Genomic DNA, 24,411 nt, shown 5'->3' with positions numbered 1-24,411 from the left:
AGCGAGTTTGAATTAAAGAAAACAGATATATAAAATTACAGTTTTAATTCATATATTTAGAGAGCACTTTGTCATTACAATACTGAAAAACAATCTTAAAATATTAATTATTTTATGAGTTGACTAGTTGTTTAATCAAACAAAATTTGAGGGGCAGATAGGTATTTTAAAAAACTTTATATGTGCGGACTCATATAATAGTTACATGTTAAGTACCGCAAAAAATTCTATCAGAATGCTTAAAAATTTATTTCTAATTGTTGTTTAAAATAAAGCTGATCTAACCGATTTGCAAGCAAATCGTATTCGGCCTGTAGTAACTGATTTTTTGCCATTTTATAAACAGAGGCGTCAACTTTATCAAACAAGTACTTTTGCGCAGTTGTTTCAAAAGCTTTTTTTGAAGCAGTCACCAGATCATTCAAATTATTTTCCAGTAATTGTAAACTATTTACCTTCTGTATTAAAACATCCTTCAAGTCGTTTAGTCTTTTCTGCTCTTTCTCTTGTTCCGCAATTAAAACCTGTTGTTCTAACCTTTTTAGGTTCTGTTTTTGCAAAGCATTACCCTTTTGAAAAATGGGGATATATAAGCTTAAACCAACATACTGATTTTTATTGTCTTTCAGCTGGCTGCCGAACTGTAGGTTTGTATCTGAGAAATTATTGATTTTTTGAGCAAAAAATGTTCCGTATGAATAATTAAACTGAAGCGTTGGCATAAACAGGTTTTTCAATTGTTTTACCTCTTCTTTACTTTTTTCAAGAATTATTTCATGTTTTAACAAGGATATATTCTGATCGATATTAAAATCTGTTTCTCTGAGATCAACTTTTTCTGGCATTTGCAGTTCTATATTAACAGTAACAGAAGGGTGGTTCAACAGTTGTATCAGCTCTAGTTTCGCCAATATCTCGTCCTCCGTTATTTTAGATAACGTTTGTTCATCTTGCAAAAAAATTACTTGAATATCGTAGAGATCACTCTTAGCTCTTTTACCCTGCTCTACTTCTTTAGAGATACGCTGCAATTGTTCCTTAGAATTACCAATTTGATACAAGGTGGATTTTTTCCATTGTTGAAGTGATAAAGCCTTCATGAATTTTTCCAGTACCAAAAGTTCAAAGGTATTTTCAATTACTTGGAACTGAAGCTTTTCAATTTCAACATCCAACTGCTGTATTTTTGATTGATTCCACTTAGAATAGTCGAATACATTAATTCGTGCATCAACTGAAAAGTTATCAGACTGAATATTAGAAGGTTCTCTGTTGTTATTTGACGGATTAATTGATGATCCAAAGCTGTATGCATGCGAAGCAGACATTCCTATTTCGGGCAAAAATTGCGAACCAAACGAGCGTTTTGTCTCTTTTTTTTGATTGATTTTCAATTGCTGCATCTTAAAATCGGGTTGATTCTCTTTTCCATACTCTAAACATTGAATCAAACTGAGCTGTTGTGCTTTTCCCTCATAGGAGAAAAGCATCAGCATCAGCAATAAAAAAAAATTGAGTAACTTATTCATATTTTAAGAAGCGTAGTAAGTTAATACGTGTTGCAGAAAACGCTTTTGAAAGTACCACCAATAAGGTTAACACAAACAATAAAACAAAAGCAACAAGGTACGGTATTACGGAAATTTCTATACGGTACGCAAAATTTTCTAACCATTTCTGCATTAATATGTAACTTGGAACAAGCGCAAGTACAAAACCTGTTAATGCCAGATACATATATTGCTTTGTTAGAATTTTTAATAGTACAGGCGTTTCTGCACCTAAAACTTTACGTACGGCTATTTCCTTATATCTGCGTTCGATACTGAAAGATGCCAGTGCGAATAAGCCAAACATAGCAATAACTACAACGAGTATGTTTAGAATTTTAAACATTGCTTGCTGTCTGGTATAAGTACCATAAGAGTTCTGGAACTTTTTATCTACAAACTCATACTCGAACGGAACATTCGGGTTGATTTTAGCCTTCCAGAATTCTTCAAGAGCTGCTATTGTCTTGTCAGCTTTTTCAGGCTTGATTTTTACCTGTATGTTGTTTATATTAGACTGCATCCAATTAACTGTGTTCATGTGCATGAAGAGCATAGGGGGAACCTTTTCCTGCGGAGAAGATAAATTGAAATTTTTAACAATTCCTACAACATTCATCTTCTGTCCGTTCCAATCAAATATGGTTCCTAAAGGTACCTTTCCTCCCAAATCACTTACAGCACGTTCGTTTAACAATACATTTTCGATGGTATCCGAAGCAATGTTGGCAGATAAATCTCTTCCTTCCAATATTTCCATACCAAACATTTTGAAATAGCCAAAATCGAAAGCTATATTGTGTGCCTGCGTTGAAAATTTACTGTTGTTGAGTGAAAAACCGGAAGTGGAACCTGAGCCGTATCCTAAATCCGCCGTACTTACATTTACATCTACTACACCCGGAATTTTTAGCAAGTCTTGTTTAAAGGCTTCATAAAATTTATAAGAATTAACATCGTATCTACTGGCTGGTAACAATTAATCCGCTTACAATAAAAAACGTTGCGATAGCACATAGGTGCACCTAAGACACTTGGTGATGTTTGTGTTTCGCAATCATAGCTTTGATTAGATATATTCGCCTGTAAATCATTATGAACAAGGTCAATTCCTGAATCTACGACAGCAACTTTGATCCCACTTCCTTGCGTAATATCCCAAGCCGGACAAACGTTTATGTCAATACTTGGATTAATTGTGTTGTCTAACCCCCAAAAGAACCGAACATCGGATCGTTAGAACAGGTGGGTGTAAAATTAAACATAAATGCAGGGTCAATATCTTCAAAGAGTCCTGTTTCATAAAATTCGTTAGATAAACTCATAGCTGTTCCCAAATTTAGGTCATCAACAGATATAATATACCATTCAGGCATATACGGCACCTGCATTTCAATCTTTCCGCCCTTATTTAATATTGTCTGTTGTAAAATATTAAAATCTTCAATATTTTTTAACTTAACATAAAAAATATCTGATGTTCCAATAGATTTATCCTTATTTTTTTGAAAGTGCGGAAATATACCAATAATACCTTCTATTTCTTTTAAGTTCTCGATACTACTAGTATAGTTGGTATTATTAAAATCAATTTCGCCAAAAAAAGTATTCTCAATTAATTTATCTTCATGAAAATTAGAAAGTTTAAAACCTAAATTGGCTATAGTCAAGGAATCAAAATCTGCAGCTACTCTAACATTTACACGTTGAGTATTTAATGTCAGAGCTATTTTTTCTCCTTTATAATAATAAAAGTGTTCCTGTGCAGATACAAATATTGTAAAAAGTAAAAATGCTACTAATGAAAATAGTTTTTGTGCCATAATATGTTTATTTGATTATTAATTTTTCTGTCTATATGTATTGTACTTATTTTTTAAAATTATGTTAAAGTTAATGCTTTTTTAAACTACTCTTCCCTTCAACATCAAAAACAATATAGGCATCAAATTTTTTACCTGATTTACTTTTCAGTGCTTTAATCAAAGAGGTTTTACCGGAAGTGACAAGGCTTTCAATATTTGAAATACTTAAGTGCACCCCGCAAACCATCCGAAACTGAATCCAGTCACAAGATGATTCTGTACATTTAACCACTTATATTATAAATAGTATATTGTTTAATTTTGGTTAAACGATCAAAAAACAAGAAATCTGCTGTTGGATTAGGATACACCTTAATGGTATCTAACAAATTATCATTAATACCTGCATTTGCTGCGGGACTAAAACGAAGGACGGTTCCATTTGCGGGATATCATGTAAAACCATAATTATCAAGCGTTGCCTGACTTGAATCAGTATATTCGCCCATTAAAGGATTTTTTGTATCGTTATACAACATACACACAAAAGATCCTGAAGATGGTTCGCCACCAAAACCAAAATTGGTATAAGGCTCATCATTAGGATAATTGTAGGTACTTAAATTATGATCTCCAATACGGTATTCAATAACATTTGAGCTTATCATCATTATACCAATAATTGTAAGATGAATCGTACTTACCTGTATGAATATTGTAACTATGAAATATAACTTTATAATTTTCGAATAAAATTTTAGAAGTAAAACCGTGTTCTGGCTCTCTATCTACTTTTCTCTACCATCCTTTCAATTCTTGCGAATGATTTTGATTTTTGTAGTATTTTCTTAAATCTTCTCCCTCGGTATCACATGACATCAAAGATAAAATACTTACAGCTAGAATAAAATATGTTACATTTTTCAATATTCTTAGATATTGGTTATTGTTCCTTTTAAGATCGTTTATGCGTCATCAACGGTTTCAGACGGTGTTATAATTCACTTAAGCTTCTTTACTATAACTTAATATACTCAATCATTTACTTTTGCGTACGTTGACCATAAGGTATGCGAAATACGAAGATGCAACATCGGAACCACCGGTGGAGCTGCTTATAAGAATGTCCAGATACTTTCATATAAACATTGACCTGATGGTTTCTGCTAACCTACGTAAAATTCCGCTGAAGGAAATTATGGAACTGCCGGACAACCGCATACTGCTGCCTGTTAAAGTGAATCATAATGGAGAAAATACTATTGAGATTATTCCACATAAAGCATCAATGAGCTACTTGAGCGGTTATGCAGATCCAGAATATATTGAAAACCTACAAACCATTTCCCTGCCTTTTCTGGGAGCGGGCACCTACCGTGCTTTTCAGGTTGAAGGAGATTCGATGTCGCTGTATAAAGACGGAGCATTTATTATTGGTAAATATCTTGAAAAAGCAACCGAATTAAAAAAAGGAAAAAGTTATCTGTTTGTTACTCGAAACGAGGGTATTACCTATAAAAAATTGTTAAAAACGGAAAAAGAAACCATTACAGTTGCTGCAGACAACCTTTTTTACCAGCCTTACAGCATACCGCTTGCAGATATCTTTGAGATATGGGAGTATGCATGCAGTATTTCGACACAGGAGTTTACAAAAGAAGATTTTAACACGGATCAGCTACAGATTATAGAGTTGCTTAAGGAACTGAAAACAGAGGTAAAGGAATTGAATAAGAATAATTAGATAAAAAAATATCATTAAATTAAAATTTAACAATTTAATCATAATATTTTTTCTTTAACCACAAACTTGCCCTAACTAATAACACCCATTGGTAACTCTACTATTTTGTTGCCTTTCAAGCTAAATATCAATACGATAGTAAAGAGTAAAGCATACAAAGTAATAGGCGATATTTTGGGTACGAATGTTCTGTTATACCATTCAATTCCTTGTGTTTTGACTAAAAAATAACGACTTAAAAAACCTGCCAAAACGGAATACCTAAGTATATCAATACGCTTCACGGTGTTTGCCATCTTTCTGCAATTCGTCAGCTTTTGCCATAGCATCTTTATACTTCTTTTCTTTGGCTTCTTTTTCCTTTTTCGCTTTCTCAGTCTTTTCTTTCTCCATTGCCGATTGCATTTTCGCTTCGTCCAACTGTTTTTGAAACTTTTCCATATCTACCATTACACCCGAAACGGTTTGTATCGGTGCGGTTATCTGCTCAAAAAATCCCTCGTCAAATTCTTGTGGCGTGGCATTAAATGTCAATGGAGGGATAAAGCTTTTGGCGTTATCCCAACATTGTTCGTTATTAAGCAGTACCGACACGATTAAATTGTCTTCCGCTCCTTTTGAAATACTCAGTTGCAATACTCCCGTAAAGTCCAACTGTGCTATCTGATTAAAAAAATTTGTGTTCATTGTTCTGAAATTTTAGTCATTAATAACTGTTCTTTTTTAGCTTTCAGCTTGTCAAACATATCTGTCCAATAGGCTTTTTGTCTTTTGTCGAACTCGGAAAAACTCTTATCCTCATGGCTATAACCTGTATTGCGCTTGGCTATTTTGATGGCTTCTTTCAAATTGGTTATTTCGATTTCGAAACCATTCAAATCGGTTACTTTAAAATGACAGGTCATCTTATTTGGTTTCGTTCACATTCTTACTTTCATCTGTAGTAACTAATGGTTGACCGCTAGCATTTTTACTGCTACCGTGAAGTTTAATGTTAGAAGTATGAAAATTCAAACCTGCTTTAGGTTCTCCATCCTTACCTATCCAAGCCCTTGTACTTACTCTCCCTAAAAGTTCCACCAAAGTACCTTTCGTAAGTAAGGTTGCTACTTTTGTCGAAATCCAATAAGTACAGTCAAAATAAGTTGTCTGTTCAACACGTTCGCCCTGTTTGTTTTTAAAGTTTTCGTTTGTAGTAATTGAAAAATTTACTGCCTGTCTTTCGTTCGACAAAGTGCGTACTTCCGCATCTCTTGTCACTCTTCCAATAATGTTCATAATTGAATTATTTAAATGATTAAAACTCTTTTACTTTTCTTCCCTTAATTTGGCTTTCCCTCGTCTATTTTTTTTAGAAATGTTTCCAAAAGAAAAACCGGAAAAAAGAAAGCAGATAAATGAAGCGGGCAAAGCGAAAAACCAAAAGGAAACGGAATAATTGGAGGGTACCTTTAGGGAGGAAACCGTTTATGCCGTAGTCTGTTGGTTGGGTTGGTGTGTTGGCTGCCTGCTGCACCTTAGCTGCCTTTTTACCGGTTGATTATGGAAGATTTAAACCTTAAGCTGTCTTTAAAATTTCAGGGATTCAGAGTCCTTGAATAAAATTTTAAGAAAGAAGTTTGGAAGAATTGAGAAACCTCTTTCTTAATGTTTTATCATAAAAAAAGACTTAAGCTCTTTTACAGAACGAACATGAGAGTGGCGGTAAATGTGCTTTGGTTTTAATGTATATAAATAATTAATATCTTCAAATAGAGCTGGACTTAAAGCGCAAATGAAAGCACGGCAATTCCTTAATTTCTGCTTTATAAATTACTAGGTATAAATTGCTCCATGTGTTGGATTGAAAATTAACATACTATTACACAGTTAATTAATATCCTTTCATATCAAAAATAAACCTTACTTTTATAATGTTAAAGAAACAACATATCAAAACAGGTTCAAATGAACATTCTAAAAATTCTTTTTCAGAAAAGGAAAAGGAGTTTTTAGATTTGATATGCGATTTTTTAGTGGATGATATATTTAAAAAATTAGAGAATGCAAAAAAAGAAGGTGATAGGCTATGCGAGGATCAGTAATGAAGATCAGTCGCATTTTTCAATTGTAGGGCAACAAGAAGAATTTGAAGAATATTGCTTCAAACATAATTACGAACTACTTTATACATTTACCGATGAAGGTCAGTCTGCTAAAGACTTTGATCGCCGCGAATGCAAACAATTAGAACAATAACTCAAAATTAACAACAAAGAGGTTGATTACTTACTAGTTATGAAATACGATCGTTTCAGCAGAAACGTTCAACAGGCTTTAAATGTTATTGCCCAATTAGAAGAAGAATACAATATTAAAATTCTATCAATTGCAGAACCAATAGGTTTACCACCTGAAAGCCCTTTTTATTTTCAGCTGAGAACACAGATGTTACTCCAAGCACATGTTGAAAGATTGATTATAAAAGACCGGACTCTATTTGGAATGCAGAAAGCTAAAAAAGACGGGCGTTATTTAGGACAGGCTCCCTATGGCTACAAAAATGGTCGTGACTATGACAAAAAGCCAACTTTAGAAGTGGTACCTCATGAAGCAGATATCGTTCGTAAAATGTTTAACTGGTATTTAGATGGTTATACACAAGCTGAAATCAAACGAATGGCGGAACCTCTAGGATTTACAAAAAAAGGAAATGATTGTATTTTCAGAATTTTAAGTAGAGAAGTATACATAGGCTTAGTTAAAATCCCGGCATACAAAGATGAGCCTGAAAAATACATAAACGGTATACACCAGCCACTTTTTGATGACAAAACTTTTTACAGAGTGCAAGCTTTGATCAATCGTAAAAATCAACCTAAAAGTCAATATAACGACATTGCCTATTTAAAATCAGTTCTAATTTGTCCTAAGTGCTTCAAGCCGCTGACATGTGGAAAATCAAAAGGTAGAAACAAATACTATTGGTATTATGAATGTACTACACATCGAAAAAGTCACAGTATCGAAGTTGCTCATGAAAAGTTTAATGATGTTTTATCTGAAATTTCATTTTCACACAGTCAATTGGAATATATGAAAGAAGAATTTCGTAGAAAATCTGAAATTCGTCATAAAGAAAATAAAGACCGTTTACCGGATTATACCATACGTCGTACAGCTGCTTTACATAAAATGGAAAATCTTGAAGAAAAGTACATTTTAAGCAATATTGATGATAAGACATATTCTAAATGGAAAGATAAATTATATAAGGAATTAGACCTTTTAGAAAGACAGATTAAGAGCGCTCAAAGGAAGAAAAGTCAATTTAATGAAGCATTTTACGATTCTTTCAAAAACTTGAACAACTTAAGCTATATATTTGATAATCTGGACGTTCAGAAGAAAAAAACTTTTATAGAAATCGGGTTCGGTAGAGAGCTCCTATATGATGGTAGTATCTACCGAACCGCTTATCTAAACCCGATATTCTTGCCTAAAGCCTTGATTTTAAAGAGAAAAGGCCTGCTTGAATACAATAAAAAAACGGGTAATTCCGAAGAATTCCCGTTAAGGGTGAAAGACGGGTCTCGAACCCGCGACCTTCGGAACCACAATCCGACGCTCTAACCAACTGAGCTACAATCACCGTATAGGAGTTTTATTTTAAAAGCCAACTCTAAGCTTTTGGGTGAAAGACGGGTCTCGAACCCGCGACCTTCGGAACCACAATCCGACGCTCTAACCAACTGAGCTACAATCACCGTGTTTGTTTAACGAGTGCAAATATACAGATATTTCAATGCTTCGCAAACATTTTTTTAGTTTTTTATTTCAAATCTGCTAAGCTGTTGACTGCCACATATCTTTCAACGGTGAAACCTTCGGCATAATCGGCAAAAACTAATCTTCCTAAATCTTTTGCACGATATTCTACACTTTCGGTAAAGTTTTTTGTAGCAATTGGTGAAGCTGGTTCTTTGGAATTCGGATCGTAAAATTGCGAACTATATGCCATAACAGCATCTATTTTTTTCTGCATAAATTCAGAAACATCAACAACAAAATCGGGTTCAATATTTTTCCACTGTATGTAATGATACACTAATTTTGGTCGCCATTCTGTTTGATTAACTCCATCTATCAAAGTTTCAATTCTTCGTAATCCCGATAAAAAACAAGCATCAGACACTAATTTACTTCCTTTACCATGATCAATATGTCGGTCATCAATGGCATTACACAGAACAATTTCAGGCTGATATTTTCTAATCATTTTAATGATTTCTAACTGATGCTCTTCATCATTCAAAAAGAAACCATCTCTAAAATTAAGGTTTTCTCTGACTGACACTCCTAAAATTTCAGCTGCCTTAGCCGCTTCTTCATCTCGTATTTCAGCCGATCCACGCGTTCCCAATTCGCCTCGGGTTAAATCTACGATTCCTACCTTCTTCCCTAACGAAATTTCTTTTGCTATTGTTGCACCGCATCCTAATTCAACATCATCCGGATGTGCTCCAAACGCCAATATATCTAATTTCATAAAATACTTTTAACGGTTTTGCTTTTATTCACTGTTTCATAATATTCACTTTCGGGATCGCTGTCTTTATTCACGCCGCCACCCAAAAACAAATAAGCTTTCGATTTTTCAATCTTCATGCAGCGCAAATTTACGAACAGATTGCTGTTATCGGAATAATCTAGATTATTAAATTTCCATTCGCCCAAATATCCGCCGTAAAATTCTCTGTTATAACCTTCATTCTCCACAATAAAATCATGAGCCGCTTTTTTAGGGAAACCACACAATGCAGGAGTTGGATGCAAGGCTTTTACAACTTTATAACCATTTTCTTTGTTTGATAATTCTGCCTGAATATCGGTTTTTATATGAATAAGAGATCCTGCCTTAAAAGTATAAGGCTCCGTTTTTTGTAAATTTTCTGTGAAAGGTTGTAAAGCATCAACAATAAATTTAGTTACAATTTGTTGCTCTTTAATTTCTTTATCGCCCCAAACAACATCGTTTAAATCAGAATCAACCATTGTGCCTGCCAAAGCAACAGTTTGCACTTTGTTATGTTCGATTTTTACTAATTGTTCAGGTGTTGCACCCATCCACATGCCAACTTTAGGGTGATAAAACCAATAAACAAAAGCGGTAGGATATTTTTTTAGGAAACGTTTAAAGTAAATTTCGTAAGAATTTTCATTGATCGAAACTTCTTCTTTTCTAGAAAGAACTACTTTTTTTATTGAGTCATTTTTGATAGCCTCGATTCCCTTTGATACTAATTGAATATGGAAAGACTTATCTACGTTTGAGTTTTCCATCGATAATTCCTCTTCAGAAAAATCAATATCGAAATTTTGAGTATCTTGATCCAACTGACATTCATCAGGATAAAAAACAACTTTTTCTTCACCAGAAAACGGAGCAAAAACAAAACAACTCTTCGTTAATTCATTTACCGTATTTAATTGATTATCACTTTGAAACCATCCAAATCTATTGATATCGTTCGGTTTTCGATAAATTACAAACGGAAGATTTTCAGACAGTGCCTTAACTAATAATTCGTTCATAGTTATTTTGGTAAAATCATATTGGTTAATTTACAAAGCGATATTAACTGATCATCTTCATCAGTTATTCTTATTTCCCACAAATGCAATTTATTGCCCTTATGAATAATTTTAGCCGTTGCAAAAACTTCTCCCTCACGCTTACTTTTAACATGATTTGCAGAAATCTCAATACCACGGACTTCATATTTTTCAATATCAACAAAAATCATCGATGCCGCACTACCAACACTTTCAGCCAAAGCAACCGATGCACCTCCATGTAACAACCCCATTGGCTGATGTACTTTTGAATTTACTGGCATTTTCGCTGTTAAAAAGTCATCCCCAACATCTATATATTCAATATGCAAAGTTTCCATTAACGTATTTCGGGTTAACTTATTGCACATTTCTAAAATCTTGATTTTATCCATTTCATTTAAAATAAAACCACAATTTACAACCATTATTGCAGAAAAACCAAAGTAAAAGATATTTAAATAATAGACTAGGGTTCATGAAAGAAATTATTGCTAGTAAAGTAATAGCCGATAATAAATATAGTTTTTAAGGTTAGTTAAAATAACAAAAGCCGTTTCAAAATTTGAAACGGCTTTTGTTATTTGTTTAAATCTATTTCCCTAACTTATAATTATCATAACATTCGTTTACGGCTGTAAAAATTTGGTAATCGTTTGCTGTGTAAATAAAGCGTTCGGAATGATTACAGCGTTGCAGCATTTTTACTATATCTTCTTTGGAAATATTTAATAAAGCAGAAACCATTTCGCGATCATATTTTTTCTTCATTACTTCAATAAGCTCCACTTCTTTACGAATCTGATTAATCTTTTTAGTTTCACGTGAATTTCTTTTCATAGCGTTGTAAATACCATTTATAGGATTCAAACCGCTATTGTAACTTGTAGAAAAACCAGTAGCCGAGAAATCACGGTAATAAGGATAATCAGCTAAAGCAATCAGTTTAGTATCAACAGATAAAATTCCGGTCAGTTTCAAGGTATTAATAACCACCTCATCTAAAACGGTAGAAAGATCTTTAATATAGATATTCATCTTACCCTCTTTGTACCAATCGTTTGTAACTTTTATTTTTAAGGAACGAAATCCTTCCGAAGAAATATGTAAGGTATCGTTAACGCTTGCAAGAATTGTAAAAGATCCATCAGTTTCTGTCTGTGCAACTTTCAACGAATTTAAATTCACAATATTTGCCTTGCTTTCTGGTGCATAACTTAATTCGCTATAAACTATTCCCTTAATATTTTTTTCTTGAGCAAAAACTGATATTGAAAATAGTGTAAAAAGTAAAACTGCAAAATATCTCATATGGTTTTTAGTATGTACCAAAAATAATGGATATTTTGCAGTTTCAGTTATTTATTTTGTAAATATTAACAACTAATGCTGGTATTAGTTTGATCTGCGCGGGCGATCGCCACGTACCGATCTTCTTTCATTGCGAGCTGGTCTATCATCATCACGATTACGACCAAATCTGCTTTCTGTTCTGCGATCTCCAAAACGATCACCACCAGATGATCTTCTGTCTGACGAAGAACGGTCGCTACGGAAACCACCACTTCTTTCGCCACGGAAACCGCCACCGCTTCTACCACGTCCGTTATGATCTCTTCTTGATGAAGATGAACCACCACCGCTTGTAGAAATTTCAACATTTACCTGACGACCTTCGTGATGCATATTGTTCAAAATTTCCATGATACGTTCACTGTGAGCAGCATCGGTATTAAAGAAAGAGAAACCTTCTTTTACATCTACTTTAAATAAATCATCTCTGCCTAAATCTAAAGTATCGCGTAAGAAATCTTTCAAACTCATCCAATCGAAATTGTCACGAGCTCCTAAATTCAAGAAATATCGAACCGAACCATCAGAATTTACAGTAGCTTCTCCTTTTTCACGAGATTTTGGAGAATCAATCGTATTTTGTTTTTTGTAGTATTCTATAAAACGATTAAATTCTACAGAAAACATTTTTTTGATTAATTCTTCCTTCGTTAAATCGCCTAATAATTCTTCGATTTTTGGAAGATATTTATCAATTTCTGCGTCAACTTCAACTCCTTTAACTTTATTTGCTAAGTGAATTAACTGCACTTCGCAAATTTCCATTCCGGTTGGAATTGGTTTTTGAACGAATTTAGTTTTAATGATTCGTTCGATCATCTGAATTTTCTTGTATTCAGATTTTGTTACGATAACTATTGAAGTACCTGTTTTACCTGCACGTCCGGTACGACCAGAACGGTGGTTGTAGGTTTCAATTTCGTCTGGTAATTGATAGTTAATAACGTGTGTAATATCGTCAACATCAATACCACGCGCAGCAACATCGGTAGCAACCAACATTTGAATTTGGCGTCCGCGGAATGCTTTCATTACACCATCGCGTTGTGCTTGCGATAAATCGCCGTGTAAAGCTGCTGCGTTGTATCCGTCTTCAATTAACTTTTCTGCAACTGCCTGTGTATCACGCTTTGTTCTACAGAAAACAACCGAGAAAATATCTGGGTTCATATCTGCTAAACGCTTTAAAACCGGGTAACGATCACGTGCACCAACCAAATAATATTCGTGCGATACATTTACCGATCCTTGGTTTTTATGACCCACCGTAATTTCTTGCGGACGTTTCATAAATTCTTTAGCAATTCGTGCAACTTCTTGTGGCATAGTTGCAGAGAAAAGCCATGTGTTTTTTTCTTCTGGTGTATCAGATAATATTGATGTAATGTCTTCATAGAATCCCATGTTCAACATTTCATCTGCCTCATCTAAAATACAAATTTGTATGTTTTTAATGTTAACATAGTTTCTGTTAATCATATCTTGCATACGACCCGGTGTTGCAACAATAATCTGTGCACCACGCTTTACTTCTTTTGCCTGCTCTGTAATGCTGGCACCACCATAAACCGCAACTGTATGTAAGCCCTTTACATATTTAGAATATTGCTTGATTTCGTTGGTGATTTGTAAACACAATTCTCTGGTAGGCGATAGGATTAATGCCTGTGTGCTTCTGTTCTCTGGATCAATTTTTTGAATCAGAGGAAACCCGAAAGCAGCTGTTTTCCCAGTACCCGTTTGCGCCAGTGCAACGATATCTGTATCTTGTTGCAACAATAAGGGAATAGCTTTTTCCTGAACCTCTGAAGGGTTTTCAAAACCTAAGTCCTGAATTGCTTTTAAAAGCAATTCGTTTAATCCTAATTCTTGGAATTTATTCATATAATTTTTAAAATAGCTGCAAAGGTAGTTATTTTTTTACGATATTTTATCTTAAGATAGGTTAAATTATTTATTTTGTAATTTTATATTGCTTTTGAAAATTTTTTTTAACTTTAATTAAAACACTTTTTTACAAGTTTGATATTCATGTTATGAAAAACGATGTTAAGTTTATTATTCCGAAACCGTGTAAAATGGATTTCAATGAAATGAATATTTGCGATAATACTAAAATTAGATTTTGCGAAAATTGTAAATCAAATGTTCATGACATTAGAAATTTATCAAAAGATGAAATTAAAGATTTAAAAAAATCTAAAAAGGATAAAATTTGTGTTATTGCAAATTCAAATCAACTTTTAACATCGAACAGAATTAGAAAGATTGCATTATCTTCATTAGTTATATTTTCATCATTCTTTTCAAACGAAATCAATGCGCAATACAAATCTAAGTTAAGTAGTTTTGAAATTAAACAATCTTTTATTCGAACTGATTCTATTCAAGTTTCTGGCTTTGTTTATGTTAAAGGTACTTTTGGTTGGAAAAAAGTTTCTAATTATAATGTAGATATTTATTTAGATGGTAAATTGGTTGACAGCAAAATAATTACAAAGAACAAAAAATTTACACTTAAATATGAATATGGCAACTTTGATAACATATCGTTAGTTATTACTTATAAGAAGAACTATGAAGCCTTGGAAATAAAGGATTTAAGATTAATTAACTCTAAAATTAAAGTATTTTTAGCACCTAAAAGGTTTCAAGTTATAGGTCGTTTTTTTTAAATGTTACTCAAAAATTTAATCAATTTTTCTACTGCTCTTCCGCGGTGACTTAATTTATTTTTTTCGTCAATAGTCATTTCGGCAAAGGTTTTTCCTAAGTTTTCAGGTTCAAAGATAGGATCATAACCAAAACCGTTGGTTCCCGTTTTTTCATTTCTAATATCGCCTTTTACAATTCCGGTAAATAAATGTTGTTGATTATTGATGTTTAGAGCAATCACAGTTTTAAACTGCGCTTTTCGGTTGGTTGAAGTTCCTAATTTCTGCAAAACCAAATCCATATTTTTATCGGCATTTTTATCTTCGCCAGAATATCTAGCCGAATAAACTCCTGGTTCGCCATTTAAAGCATCAATCTCTAAACCGGTATCGTCTGCAAAACAAGGCAAACCGTATTTTTCTGTAACATAATTGGCTTTAATTATGGCATTTTCTTCTAACGTTTTACCTGTTTCGGCAATTTCTTCGGTACAACCTATTTCCTCTAAAGTGACAATTTGAATTGATTTTGGCACTTGGTTTTGAATTTCTTGTACCTTGTTTTTATTGTTTGATGCAAATATGATTTTCATAACTTAACTTATATAGTTCCAAATATTGTTTTTTCTCGCTAACATTTCAAACACAAATTTTAATGCTTGATGTTCTGGTTTTTCAAGATTAATATCTTCTTTTAATAGTTCGATTGCTTTTGTTCGAGCCAACTTTAAGATATCTTGATCTTTAACCAAATCGGCAATTTGTAAATTTAACACACCACTTTGTTGTGTTCCCATAATATCGCCTGGTCCACGGAGTTTTAAATCGATTTCGGATATTTCAAAACCATCATTAGTTCTACACATGGCATCCATTCTAACCTTTGTATCGGCACTTAACTTGTTCCCTGTCATTAAAACACAATAACTTTGTTCGGCACCACGACCTACACGACCACGTAATTGGTGCAACTGACTCAATCCAAATCGTTCGGCGCTTTCTATAATCATTACCGATGCATTTGGAACATTCACGCCAACTTCAATCACTGTAGTGGCAATCATTATATGTGTTTCGCCTTTTACAAATCGATCCATTTCGGCATCTTTATCTTTGGCATGCATTTGTCCGTGAACAATGCTTATTCTGTATTCGGGAAAAGGGAAATCGCGCGAAATTGCTTCGTATCCTTCCATTAAATTCTTATAATCTAACTTTTCACTTTCTTGAATCAACGGATAAACAATATAAATTTGTCTGCCTTTCGCAATTTCGTTTTTAATAAAATGCCAAACCTGCAAGCGTTTACTTTCAAAAAAATGAAGGGTTTTTATAGGCTTTCGTCCTGGTGGCAATTCATCGATTACCGAAACATCCAGATCGCCATACAAACTCATTGCCAAAGTACGCGGAATTGGAGTTGCCGTCATAACCAAAACGTGCGGAGGTAGCGAATTTTTCTTCCACATTTTTGATCGCTGTTCCACTCCAAAACGATGCTGCTCATCGATAATCGACAAACCTAAATTTTTAAACTGAACTTTATCTTCTAACAACGCATGTGTTCCAATTAAAATATGAATAGTTCCGTTTTCTAAATCTTCGTGAATTTGGTTACGTTCTTTAGTTTTGGTAGATCCGGTAAGCAAAGCCACTTTCACATTAATTTTATCTGCCAATTCTTTAATGCCGACGAAATGCTGATTCGCCAAAATTTCGGTCGGAGCCATTAAACACGCCTGAAAACCATTGTCTAACGCCAGCAACATACTCATAAAACCGACAATGGTTTTGCCTGCACCAACATCACCTTGTAACAAACGATTCATTTGAGCTTCGTGTGCCATATCAATTCTGATCTCTTTCAACACACGCTTTTGGGCATTGGTCAACGGAAAAGGTAAATGATCGTGGTAAAAACCATTAAAATAATCGCCAACAACATTAAAAGCAAATCCTTTTATTTTATGTTTGCGAACCAAGTTTTTCGATAATAATTGCAGTTGAATAAAAAATAATTCCTCAAACTTTAAACGAAACTGCGCTCTGTTTAATAAATCAGCACTTTTAGGAAAATGAATATTAAAAAATGATTCATTTTTAGGAAGTAATCGTAATTCGTTAATTAAATTTTCAGGAAAAACTTCTTTAAATAAATGATGCGTCTCTATAAAAACCTGCTGCATCATTTTGGTAATGCTTCGGTTTGATATGTTTTTCTGGTTTAGTTTTTCGTTCGACGGATATACCGGTTGCAATGCAGATTGCAGACTTTTTTTATGCTCTTCAACCGTTTCCATTTCTGGGTGCGGCATGGAAAACAATCCGCTAAAATAATTAATCTTTCCAAAAATCACATACGGAGAATTCAACTGCAAATTTTCTTTTATCCATTTGTGTCCTTGAAACCAGATCAGTTCCATCTCGGCAGTTCCATCGGTAAAAATAGCCACTAATCGACTTCCGCGTTTTTGTTCTACCGTTTTTAACCGAATAATTTTACCAACAAGCTGAACTTCTGCATTAATTCCCGAATTTAATTCACTGATTTTATAATACTTGGTACGATCTAAATATTTGTACGGATAAAAGTTTATTAAATCTTTATAAGTAAAAATTTGAAGTTCTTTTTTTAGTACAGCAGCCCTTTGCGGGCCAACGCCTTTAAGATATTCAATAGGTGTATCTAAAATATTTTGCTGCATTTTTACTTTTTTGTAAAGTTAAAAGTAATTGTTTAATTTTTCAAAAAGTAAAAGCATTCATAAAAACAAAATATTTTTATCATACATTTACATATATTTAACACATAACATAAATTTTAATGAAAAGAGTACTGCTTTTATTTTGTTCTTTATTTTTTCTTTATTCATGTGGTGATGATAATTCAACACCTAAAGAGGAAACTACAGACGATCAACCATCGCAACCTGTAATTACAACCATAAAAACCTTTGACAATGTGAAAGTTGCTTTTGGTGAAGATTTATCACAAAGTGCTGAAGGGACTTTTAATTTCCCTGCCAATTTAGATGATGTTAAAACCATAAAAATGTATATTAAAGACATTTGTCCGAACAAAGAATGTGACGAATGGGACAGATATGCCAATGTATATGCTAAAGACAAAACAACTGGTGAATGGTATGAATTAGGTAGATTTATTAATCCATATTGGGTTGGTAATGAAAAGCTAGAAAGAGGTTACGAAATTGATGTGACTGATTTCAAATCAATTTTAAGCGGTTCTACCGAATTAAAGATTTACACAGAAACTTGGAATGCTAAAGGAAGAAAATATAGTGTAGAATTTGATTTTGAAAAAGGAATCCCAGATTATAAATATTCTGCAGTTGTACCCGTAATTCAATATAACAAATCGTCTATTGATGGCGTACCTTATGGAAAAGAATATGATACCAATAAATTTGATTTAACAAGAACCGTTAGCATTCCAAGTATTGCAGAAATTGCCTATTTTAGAACTATTATTTCGGGATGGGGGCATGCTTTGCCGGGAACTTGTGCAGAATGGTGCGTTAAAACACATACTATAAATATTAATAATTCTAATACGTTTCAGCATAAATTAGAAGGTCTTGGTTGTTCAAAAAACCCAATAAATAATCAATCACCCGGAAATTGGAAACCAGACCGTGCAGGTTGGTGTCCAGGAATGGTGGTACCTGTTCGTTTTAATAACATTCAGAAAAGTATGTTTGGTACTGCTTTTAATTTTGAATATGAGTTTGAAGATTGGACTGACAATGGCACTAATAAAGACGGTGCTTTTTATGCACTTTCAACTTTTGTGGTTGTAAAAAGTAATTCGCCAATTAATAAAGCAACAATATCAAATTAACAAAAAAGAGTTCCAAATTTGGAACTCTTTTTACTTTAATATCTGTGTGGTGTGTTCTTTTGTTTTTACTTTAGTAATAATATCTTCAATTAAACCGTCTTCATTAATGATAAAAGTAGTTCGGTGAATACCATCAAATTCTCGGCCCATAAATTTCTTTGGTCCCCAAACACCATAAGCGTTAATAACTACTTTATCTTCATCGGCAATTAGCGGATATTGCAAGTTATTTTTCTCAGAGAAATTCAACTGTCGCTTTTGCGAATCTGCACTAACGCCGATTACCTGATAATTTTTTGCTACAAAACGGTCAATATTATTTTGAAGATCGCAAGCTTCTGCAGTACACCCGGGAGTTGATGCTTTCGGATAAAAAAACAAGACAACTTTTTTTCCTTTAAAATCTTTTAATTGAACGGTTGATCCATTTTGATCTATTCCTGAAAAATCAGGAGCCTTATCGCCTATTTTTAGTGTGGTCATAAACTAAATTTTTGTATTTTGGTAAAATTAATGAATAATCAATATATACTAAATGAGAAAACTATTATTAATTATACTTTTAGCACCTATATCATTTTTTGGTCAAGAAAGCGAAAACACCAAAAAAGTAAACTACAAAAATATTGATATAGAAGTAAATAATTCAAAATCTGAATACTATTATCCAAAATTAAAACAGCGACTAATAGCTTTAGATAGCACTTTAACTACCAATGATTTACACTATTTATATTATGGAACATCGTTGCAGAAAGATTTTAGTGTGATGGAAAGAGCAACACACGATCCTAAAATGCTTGCTTATTTTAATCAAGAAAGTATCTCGCAAGATCAGTGGAAAGATATTGAAAAACATTACACCGATCTATTCAATTCGAAACCGTTTTTAGACATTGAAACATTTGATATTTTATTAGGCGTATTTCAAAATACAAACCAAAAAGACAAATTTGATAAACTTGATAATATCCTTCAAAAATTCTTTAATATGTGGTTAGAAACTGGAAATGGACTTACAAAAGAAACAGCAATTGATGTAATTTCAACCACACATGAATATTATTTTATGCGTGTAATTAACTTAAAAGTGAGTGGACAAGCTTTATTACATGATGAAGCTGGCAGATCATACGATTTACTAAAGGTAGAGAAAGAAGAAAACAGTGATTCTAAAAATGAAGAAAAACAAATAACAGGTGTTTATTTTGATGTTACAAGAATATTTGAATTATATAACGAAACTTTTACCAAAAATTAATTTCTAGAATTTAATTAAAGATGACCAAAAAAGAAAAAGTTCAGTTTGTAATTGATACTTTAGAACAGCTTTATCCTGAAGTTCCTATTCCGTTAGATCATAAAGATCCTTATACCTTATTAATTGCAGTGTTACTTTCTGCACAATGTACCGATGTTCGCGTGAATCAGATCACTCCAAAATTGTTTGCTATTGCAGATAATCCGTACGATATGGTTAAACTTTCGGTAGAAGAAATTGCAGATATTATTCGTCCGTGTGGTTTGTCGCCAATGAAATCGAAGGGAATTTACGGTTTAAGCAAAATTTTGATCGATCAATACGAAGGCGAAGTTCCTGCAGATATGACTATTTTGGAAACCTTACCTGCTGTTGGTCATAAAACGGCATCGGTTGTAATGTCGCAAGCTTTTAATGTTCCTGCATTTCCTGTTGATACGCATATTCATCGTTTAATGTATCGTTGGAATTTAAGTTCGGGTAAGAATGTGGTTGAAACCGAAAAAGATGCTAAAGCTATTTTCCCTATTGATACATGGAATAAACTGCATTTACAGATGATTTGGTACGGACGTGAATATTCGCCTGCACGCGGGTGGAAATTGGAAAAAGACATCATAACCCAAAAAATCGGCAAAAAATCATTGATAAACGAGCTTTTGAAAACCAATAAACAATAAAAAAGGAACTTGTTAAAGTTCCTTCTTAGTTTTGAAAAGTTATGAAATTTATTGACCCTTTCTTTAAAGCGGTTGTACTTTTTGAATAGTTAAGAATAAAGTTTAATGTACTTTGCTTTGGTAAAAGGTTTGTTTGTGGTTTACTGTTGTTTTTGTAATTTTTTATCATAGAATAGGTTTTATTTTATGATATAACGCAACAGCAAATAAAATTATTGTTAGTCGTTTAAAATAATTTGATTTTTATCGATCATTTTACGCAAGTTAACAATCGCATAACGCATTCTACCTAAAGCGGTGTTTATGCTTATCTGGTTCAATTCGGCAATTTCCTTAAAAGTTAGGTCGTCGTATAAACGTAAACGAATAATTTCTTGTTGATCTTGTGGTAATTTTAAAATCAACGTATGTAAATCATCTTCAATTTGTCCGGCAATCATACTGCTTTCAATATTTAGTTCAGAATCGATCATTTTACTGAAAACCGAATATTCTTCTTGATCGCGTTGAAACTTCACTTTAGACTGTTTTCTAAAATGATCAATAATTAAATTATGAGAAATACGCATTACCCAAGGTAAAAACTTACCTTCTTCGTTATAATTCTGTTTTTTTATGGTGTTAATTACCTTAATAAAAGTTTCCTGAAAAATATCGTCCGATAAATCCCGATCTTTTACTTTAGAGAAGATAAAACTGTATATACGTGATTTGTGACGCTCTATTAATTGCGCCAAAGCCCATTCATTTCCAGATGCGTATTGGGTTACCAACACTGCGTCTGACAAAATTTCATTTGCCATCTTAACTTATGTTTTTAGGTTTTTACTATAAGTATAGATACGTAATAGGCTTTTGTTTTAAAGTTTATTTAAACAAATATATAAAAAAAATCGTTTCTTAAAAAAAACTTAAAAAAAATATTGACTTTTTTTAAATTAATTGTCGCTTTGGTATAAAACTTCTTCGTTTAAAAATTTGTAATTTTGTAGTTATTTTACAAAAATGAAAAAAATAGATTTTTCTAAAATCAATCCAAAACAGAATATCATTATAAAGGGAGCGCATCTTCATAATTTAAAAAATTTAGATGTGGTTATTCCTCGAAATAAAATGGTTGTTATAACAGGTTTGTCGGGTTCCGGTAAATCAAGTTTGGCTTTTGACACCTTGTATGCCGAAGGACAACGCCGTTATGTTGAAAGTTTGTCATCGTACGCACGGCAGTTTTTAGGCAGAATCAACAAACCAAAAGTCGAATATATTAAAGGTATTGCGCCGGCTGTTGCTATCGAGCAAAAAGTTAACACAACCAATGCGCGTTCAACCGTTGGTACATCTACAGAAATTTACGATTACTTAAAATTATTGTATGCCCGTATTGGCAAAACTTTTTCACCAGTTTCAGGGAACGAAGTAAAAAAACATACGGTAACCGATGTTATTGATACAGTAAAAACGTTCGATGAAGAATCTAAATGGTTATTGCTTGCCCCTGTTTACAAAATTAAGGAACGATCTATCATCGATCAGTTAAAAATTGCGTTACAGCAAGGTTTTGCCCGATTATTTTATAAGAATGAAACCAAAAGAATTGATGAATTTGTTGAAGAATTTGCATCGAAAAAAATAAAAGCCGAAGATATTCAGCTGATTATTGATCGTTTGGTTGTTCGTCATGAAGAAGATTTTTATAATCGATTGTCCGATGCTGTTGATACGGCATTTTTCGAAGGGAAAGGCGTTTTGCATTTGTATGAATTAGGAACGGGTAACCAGTTAGAATTCAACAATAAATTTGAATTAGACGGAATTACCTTTTTAGAACCTAACATTCACTTATTCAGTTTTAACAATCCGTACGGTGCTTGTCCAAAATGCGATGGTTTTGGAACAACCATTGGTATCGACGAAGATTTGGTTATTCCAAATACTGCTTTATCGGTTTACGAAAATGCTGTATATCCTTGGCGTGGCGAAAGTATGTCGTGGTACCGCGATCAGTTGGTAAATAATTCGCATAAGTTCGATTTTCCAATTCACAAACCTTTCTACGAATTAACACCCGAGCAAAAACAATTAGTTTGGGAAGGAAACTCGTACTTCACTGGACTTAATTATTTCTTTAAAGATCTTGAAGCGAATAATTACAAAATACAAAATCGCGTTTTATTATCAAGATACCGCGGAAAAACCAAATGTAATGTATGCAATGGTAAGCGTTTGCGACCAGAAGCGAATTATGTGAAAGTTGCTGATAAAACCATTTCAGATTTGGTTGATTTACCAATCAACGAACTGCGAGATTTCTTTAAAACCATTCAGTTAAACGAATTTGAAACCACAGTTGCTAAAAGATTATTGTTAGAAATTAACAACCGTTTGCAGTTTTTAAGCGATGTTGGGTTAGATTATTTGACCATAAACCGTAGATCTTCTACCCTTTCGGGTGGTGAGTCGCAACGTATAAATCTGGCAACATCATTAGGCAGTAGTTTGGTTGGATCTATGTATATTTTAGATGAACCAAGTATTGGACTGCATTCGCGCGATTCTGAAAAATTAATTGAAGTATTGAAAAATCTTCGCGATTTAGGAAACACCGTGATTATTGTAGAACACGATGAAGACGTTATGAAAGCTGCCGATGAAATTATTGATATTGGTCCGGAAGCCGGAGTTTTAGGCGGAAAATTAATGGCGCAGGGAACTTTTAAGGAGATTTTAAAAGCCGATACGTTAACCGCAAAATATTTAAACGGCGATTTAGAGATTGAAGTTCCTAAAAAACGTAGACCGGTAAAAAATTATATCGAAGTAAAAGGTGCACGTGAAAACAACCTTCAAAACATAGATGTTCTTTTTCCGTTAGATTGCTTAACAATGGTTAGCGGAGTTTCGGGTAGTGGAAAATCGACATTAGTTAAAAAAATCCTATATCCTGCATTAGAAAAACATTTAACAGGAGCCAGCGAAAAACCGGGGCAGTTTAATGAAATTACCGGATCTTTCTCGCATATAAAACACATTGAATATGTAGATCAAAATCCAATTGGAAAAAGTTCGAGATCTAACCCTATATCTTACATAAAAGCATACGACGATATTCGTGATTTATTTGCAAAACAACAGCTTTCTAAAATGCGAAATTATCAGCCAAAGCATTTTTCTTTTAATGTGGAAGGTGGTCGTTGCGAAGTTTGTAAAGGCGATGGCGTGGTTACTATTGAAATGCAGTTTATGGCAGATGTGCATTTAGAATGTGAAACCTGTAAAGGAAAACGCTTTAAAAAGGAAATTTTAGAAGTAAATTTTGAAGGCAAGAATATTTTTGATGTTTTGAATTTGACGGTTGATGAATCAATGGAATTTTTCACAAAACACAAACAAGATAAAATTGTACAGAAAATTCAGCCTTTGCAAGATGTCGGTTTAGGATATGTTGCTTTGGGGCAATCATCTTCTACCCTATCTGGTGGTGAAGCACAGCGTGTAAAACTAGCAACATTTCTAGGTAAAGGAGCTGTAAAAGAACGTGCTTTGTTTATTTTTGACGAACCTACAACCGGTTTGCATTTTCATGATATTCAGAAATTACTGCAATCGTTTCAGGCGTTGATTGAGAAAGGGCATTCCATTATTGTTATCGAACATAATTTAGACATGATAAAATGTGCCGATTACGTTATTGATATTGGTCCCGATGGTGGTAAAAATGGCGGAAATGTTGTTGCAACAGGAACTCCAGAAGAAATCGTTAAAAATAAAAAATCAATTACTGGGTTGTATTTAAAAGAAAAATTAAAATAAACAAAGAGGCTGTCTAAAAAGGTCTTTGGTATAATCCCCGACATGTTTTTTGTCGGGGATTTTTTTTATTGTCCTCAAATTTTGTTAACTTGAGGTT

At 33.3% G+C, this 24,411-nt stretch carries 24 protein-coding genes, 2 tRNA genes and 2 pseudogenes; 8 read left to right on the top strand and 20 right to left on the bottom strand.

Annotated elements, in window-relative coordinates; all coding sequences use genetic code 11:
- Window positions 1-239 precede the first annotated feature (239 nt).
- The 5 genes from BM253_RS15310 to BM253_RS15290 all read right to left on the bottom strand — a co-directional run bounded on the left by BM253_RS15310 (window position 240) and on the right by BM253_RS15290 (window position 4,026).
- Window positions 240-1,529 carry a TolC family protein gene (locus BM253_RS15310; protein WP_091526044.1) on the bottom strand — a complete coding sequence of 430 codons (1,290 nt, stop codon included), beginning with the start codon at window positions 1,527-1,529 and terminating at the stop codon, window positions 240-242.
- A complete protein-coding gene (locus BM253_RS15305) occupies window positions 1,522-2,529 on the bottom strand; it encodes an ABC transporter permease (protein ID WP_091526042.1) in 1,008 nt (335 codons plus the stop codon). The genes BM253_RS15310 and BM253_RS15305 overlap by 8 nt, the downstream gene beginning before the upstream one ends.
- A gap of 226 nt (window positions 2,530-2,755) precedes the next feature.
- Window positions 2,756-3,373 carry a hypothetical protein gene (locus tag BM253_RS15300; protein WP_091526040.1) on the bottom strand — a complete coding sequence of 206 codons (618 nt, stop codon included), beginning with the start codon at window positions 3,371-3,373 and terminating at the stop codon, window positions 2,756-2,758.
- Between the two features lie 70 nt (window positions 3,374-3,443).
- The gene (locus BM253_RS15295) at window positions 3,444-3,647 is read right to left on the bottom strand and encodes a topoisomerase C-terminal repeat-containing protein (RefSeq protein WP_262487594.1); all 204 of its coding nucleotides are present in this window, start codon (window positions 3,645-3,647) and stop codon (window positions 3,444-3,446) included.
- 160 nt (window positions 3,648-3,807) lie between these two features.
- Window positions 3,808-4,026 carry a hypothetical protein gene (locus tag BM253_RS15290; RefSeq protein ID WP_143095687.1) on the bottom strand — a complete coding sequence of 73 codons (219 nt, stop codon included), beginning with the start codon at window positions 4,024-4,026 and terminating at the stop codon, window positions 3,808-3,810.
- 377 nt (window positions 4,027-4,403) lie between these two features.
- On the opposite strand from BM253_RS15290, the gene BM253_RS15285 reads away from it, so the two are divergent.
- The gene (locus BM253_RS15285; RefSeq protein ID WP_245758514.1) at window positions 4,404-5,099 is read left to right on the top strand and encodes a S24 family peptidase; all 696 of its coding nucleotides are present in this window, start codon (window positions 4,404-4,406) and stop codon (window positions 5,097-5,099) included.
- A 77-nt stretch (window positions 5,100-5,176) separates the two neighbouring features.
- On the opposite strand, the pseudogene BM253_RS15280 reads toward BM253_RS15285, so the two are convergent.
- From BM253_RS15280 to BM253_RS15265, 4 genes and pseudogenes are all read right to left on the bottom strand, one after another.
- Window positions 5,177-5,379 (bottom strand): annotated as a pseudogene (locus BM253_RS15280) (arsenic resistance protein); the annotation flags it as partial.
- Window positions 5,370-5,786, bottom strand: a complete 417-nt coding sequence (locus BM253_RS15275) for a PRTRC system protein E (RefSeq protein ID WP_091526035.1) — start codon at window positions 5,784-5,786, stop codon at window positions 5,370-5,372. The gene BM253_RS15275 and the pseudogene BM253_RS15280, both read right to left, overlap by 10 nt.
- A complete protein-coding gene (locus tag BM253_RS15270) occupies window positions 5,783-6,004 on the bottom strand; it encodes a hypothetical protein (protein ID WP_091526033.1) in 222 nt (73 codons plus the stop codon). The genes BM253_RS15275 and BM253_RS15270 overlap by 4 nt, the downstream gene beginning before the upstream one ends.
- A gap of 1 nt (window position 6,005) precedes the next feature.
- Window positions 6,006-6,377 carry a single-stranded DNA-binding protein gene (locus BM253_RS15265; protein WP_091526031.1) on the bottom strand — a complete coding sequence of 124 codons (372 nt, stop codon included), beginning with the start codon at window positions 6,375-6,377 and terminating at the stop codon, window positions 6,006-6,008.
- A 635-nt stretch (window positions 6,378-7,012) separates the two neighbouring features.
- On the opposite strand from BM253_RS15265, the gene BM253_RS17380 reads away from it, so the two are divergent.
- Both BM253_RS17380 and BM253_RS17720 read left to right on the top strand, forming a co-directional pair.
- Window positions 7,013-7,183 carry a hypothetical protein gene (locus BM253_RS17380; RefSeq protein ID WP_177205806.1) on the top strand — a complete coding sequence of 57 codons (171 nt, stop codon included), beginning with the start codon at window positions 7,013-7,015 and terminating at the stop codon, window positions 7,181-7,183.
- Window positions 7,143-7,934, top strand: a pseudogene (locus BM253_RS17720) (recombinase family protein); the annotation flags it as partial. The gene BM253_RS17380 and the pseudogene BM253_RS17720, both read left to right, overlap by 41 nt.
- A 721-nt stretch (window positions 7,935-8,655) precedes the next feature.
- On the opposite strand, the gene BM253_RS15250 reads toward BM253_RS17720, so the two are convergent.
- From BM253_RS15250 to BM253_RS15220, 7 genes are all read right to left on the bottom strand, one after another.
- Window positions 8,656-8,731: transfer RNA gene (locus BM253_RS15250), tRNA-His, on the bottom strand.
- A gap of 39 nt (window positions 8,732-8,770) precedes the next feature.
- Window positions 8,771-8,846, bottom strand: a tRNA-His gene (locus BM253_RS15245).
- 64 nt (window positions 8,847-8,910) lie between these two features.
- Window positions 8,911-9,627, bottom strand: coding sequence for a bacillithiol biosynthesis deacetylase BshB1 (gene bshB1 / locus BM253_RS15240; RefSeq protein WP_091526027.1), 717 nt, complete (start codon window positions 9,625-9,627; stop codon window positions 8,911-8,913).
- Window positions 9,624-10,673, bottom strand: coding sequence for an isochorismate synthase (locus BM253_RS15235; protein WP_091526025.1), 1,050 nt, complete (start codon window positions 10,671-10,673; stop codon window positions 9,624-9,626). Before BM253_RS15235 ends, bshB1 begins: the two co-directional genes overlap by 4 nt.
- 2 nt (window positions 10,674-10,675) lie before the next feature.
- A complete protein-coding gene (locus BM253_RS15230) occupies window positions 10,676-11,089 on the bottom strand; it encodes a PaaI family thioesterase (protein ID WP_091526062.1) in 414 nt (137 codons plus the stop codon).
- 199 nt (window positions 11,090-11,288) lie between these two features.
- Window positions 11,289-12,005 carry a peptidase associated/transthyretin-like domain-containing protein gene (locus BM253_RS15225; RefSeq protein WP_091526023.1) on the bottom strand — a complete coding sequence of 239 codons (717 nt, stop codon included), beginning with the start codon at window positions 12,003-12,005 and terminating at the stop codon, window positions 11,289-11,291.
- A gap of 84 nt (window positions 12,006-12,089) precedes the next feature.
- Window positions 12,090-13,931, bottom strand: coding sequence for a DEAD/DEAH box helicase (locus tag BM253_RS15220; protein WP_091526021.1), 1,842 nt, complete (start codon window positions 13,929-13,931; stop codon window positions 12,090-12,092).
- A gap of 152 nt (window positions 13,932-14,083) precedes the next feature.
- On the opposite strand from BM253_RS15220, the gene BM253_RS15215 reads away from it, so the two are divergent.
- Window positions 14,084-14,722, top strand: a complete 639-nt coding sequence (locus BM253_RS15215; RefSeq protein WP_091526019.1) for a hypothetical protein — start codon at window positions 14,084-14,086, stop codon at window positions 14,720-14,722.
- On the opposite strand, the gene BM253_RS15210 is transcribed toward BM253_RS15215, so the two are convergent.
- Both BM253_RS15210 and recG read right to left on the bottom strand, forming a co-directional pair.
- Entirely contained in the window at window positions 14,719-15,294 is a 576-nt protein-coding gene (locus tag BM253_RS15210) for a non-canonical purine NTP diphosphatase (RefSeq protein ID WP_091526018.1), read from the bottom strand. The genes BM253_RS15215 and BM253_RS15210 overlap by 4 nt on opposite strands.
- A gap of 3 nt (window positions 15,295-15,297) precedes the next feature.
- Window positions 15,298-17,406 carry an ATP-dependent DNA helicase RecG gene (gene recG, locus BM253_RS15205; protein ID WP_091526016.1) on the bottom strand — a complete coding sequence of 703 codons (2,109 nt, stop codon included), beginning with the start codon at window positions 17,404-17,406 and terminating at the stop codon, window positions 15,298-15,300.
- 119 nt (window positions 17,407-17,525) lie between these two features.
- On the opposite strand from recG, the gene BM253_RS15200 reads away from it, so the two are divergent.
- Window positions 17,526-18,563, top strand: coding sequence for a peptide-N-glycosidase F-related protein (locus tag BM253_RS15200; protein WP_091526014.1), 1,038 nt, complete (start codon window positions 17,526-17,528; stop codon window positions 18,561-18,563).
- Between the two features lie 30 nt (window positions 18,564-18,593).
- Here BM253_RS15200 and bcp read toward each other — a convergent pair whose 3' ends face one another.
- On the bottom strand, window positions 18,594-19,046 hold the full coding sequence (gene bcp, locus BM253_RS15195) for a thioredoxin-dependent thiol peroxidase (RefSeq protein ID WP_091526012.1): 453 nt from the start codon (window positions 19,044-19,046) through the stop codon (window positions 18,594-18,596).
- Between the two features lie 52 nt (window positions 19,047-19,098).
- Here bcp and BM253_RS15190 point away from each other — a divergent pair, with 52 nt between their 5' ends.
- Window positions 19,099-19,824 carry a DUF4919 domain-containing protein gene (locus tag BM253_RS15190; protein WP_091526010.1) on the top strand — a complete coding sequence of 242 codons (726 nt, stop codon included), beginning with the start codon at window positions 19,099-19,101 and terminating at the stop codon, window positions 19,822-19,824.
- Window positions 19,825-19,844: 20 nt separating this feature from the next.
- The gene (locus BM253_RS15185) at window positions 19,845-20,504 is read left to right on the top strand and encodes an endonuclease III domain-containing protein (RefSeq protein WP_091526008.1); all 660 of its coding nucleotides are present in this window, start codon (window positions 19,845-19,847) and stop codon (window positions 20,502-20,504) included.
- Window positions 20,505-20,722: 218 nt separating this feature from the next.
- Here the strand turns inward: BM253_RS15185 and BM253_RS15180 are convergent, their stop codons facing one another.
- On the bottom strand, window positions 20,723-21,307 hold the full coding sequence (locus BM253_RS15180) for an RNA polymerase sigma factor (protein ID WP_091526006.1): 585 nt from the start codon (window positions 21,305-21,307) through the stop codon (window positions 20,723-20,725).
- A 202-nt stretch (window positions 21,308-21,509) separates the two neighbouring features.
- On the opposite strand from BM253_RS15180, the gene uvrA reads away from it, so the two are divergent.
- Window positions 21,510-24,314: an excinuclease ABC subunit UvrA gene (gene uvrA / locus BM253_RS15175; RefSeq protein ID WP_091526004.1), complete on the top strand. Its 2,805-nt coding sequence runs from the start codon at window positions 21,510-21,512 to the stop codon at window positions 24,312-24,314.
- The last annotated feature ends 97 nt before the right edge of the window (window positions 24,315-24,411 follow it).

Origin of the sequence: Paenimyroides ummariense (assembly GCF_900115115.1) — a bacterium.
GTDB classification, from domain to species: domain Bacteria; phylum Bacteroidota; class Bacteroidia; order Flavobacteriales; family Flavobacteriaceae; genus Flavobacterium; species Flavobacterium ummariense.
The sequence above is the reverse complement of the archived record's forward strand: the minus strand, read 5'-3'. Positions and strand labels throughout refer to the sequence as shown.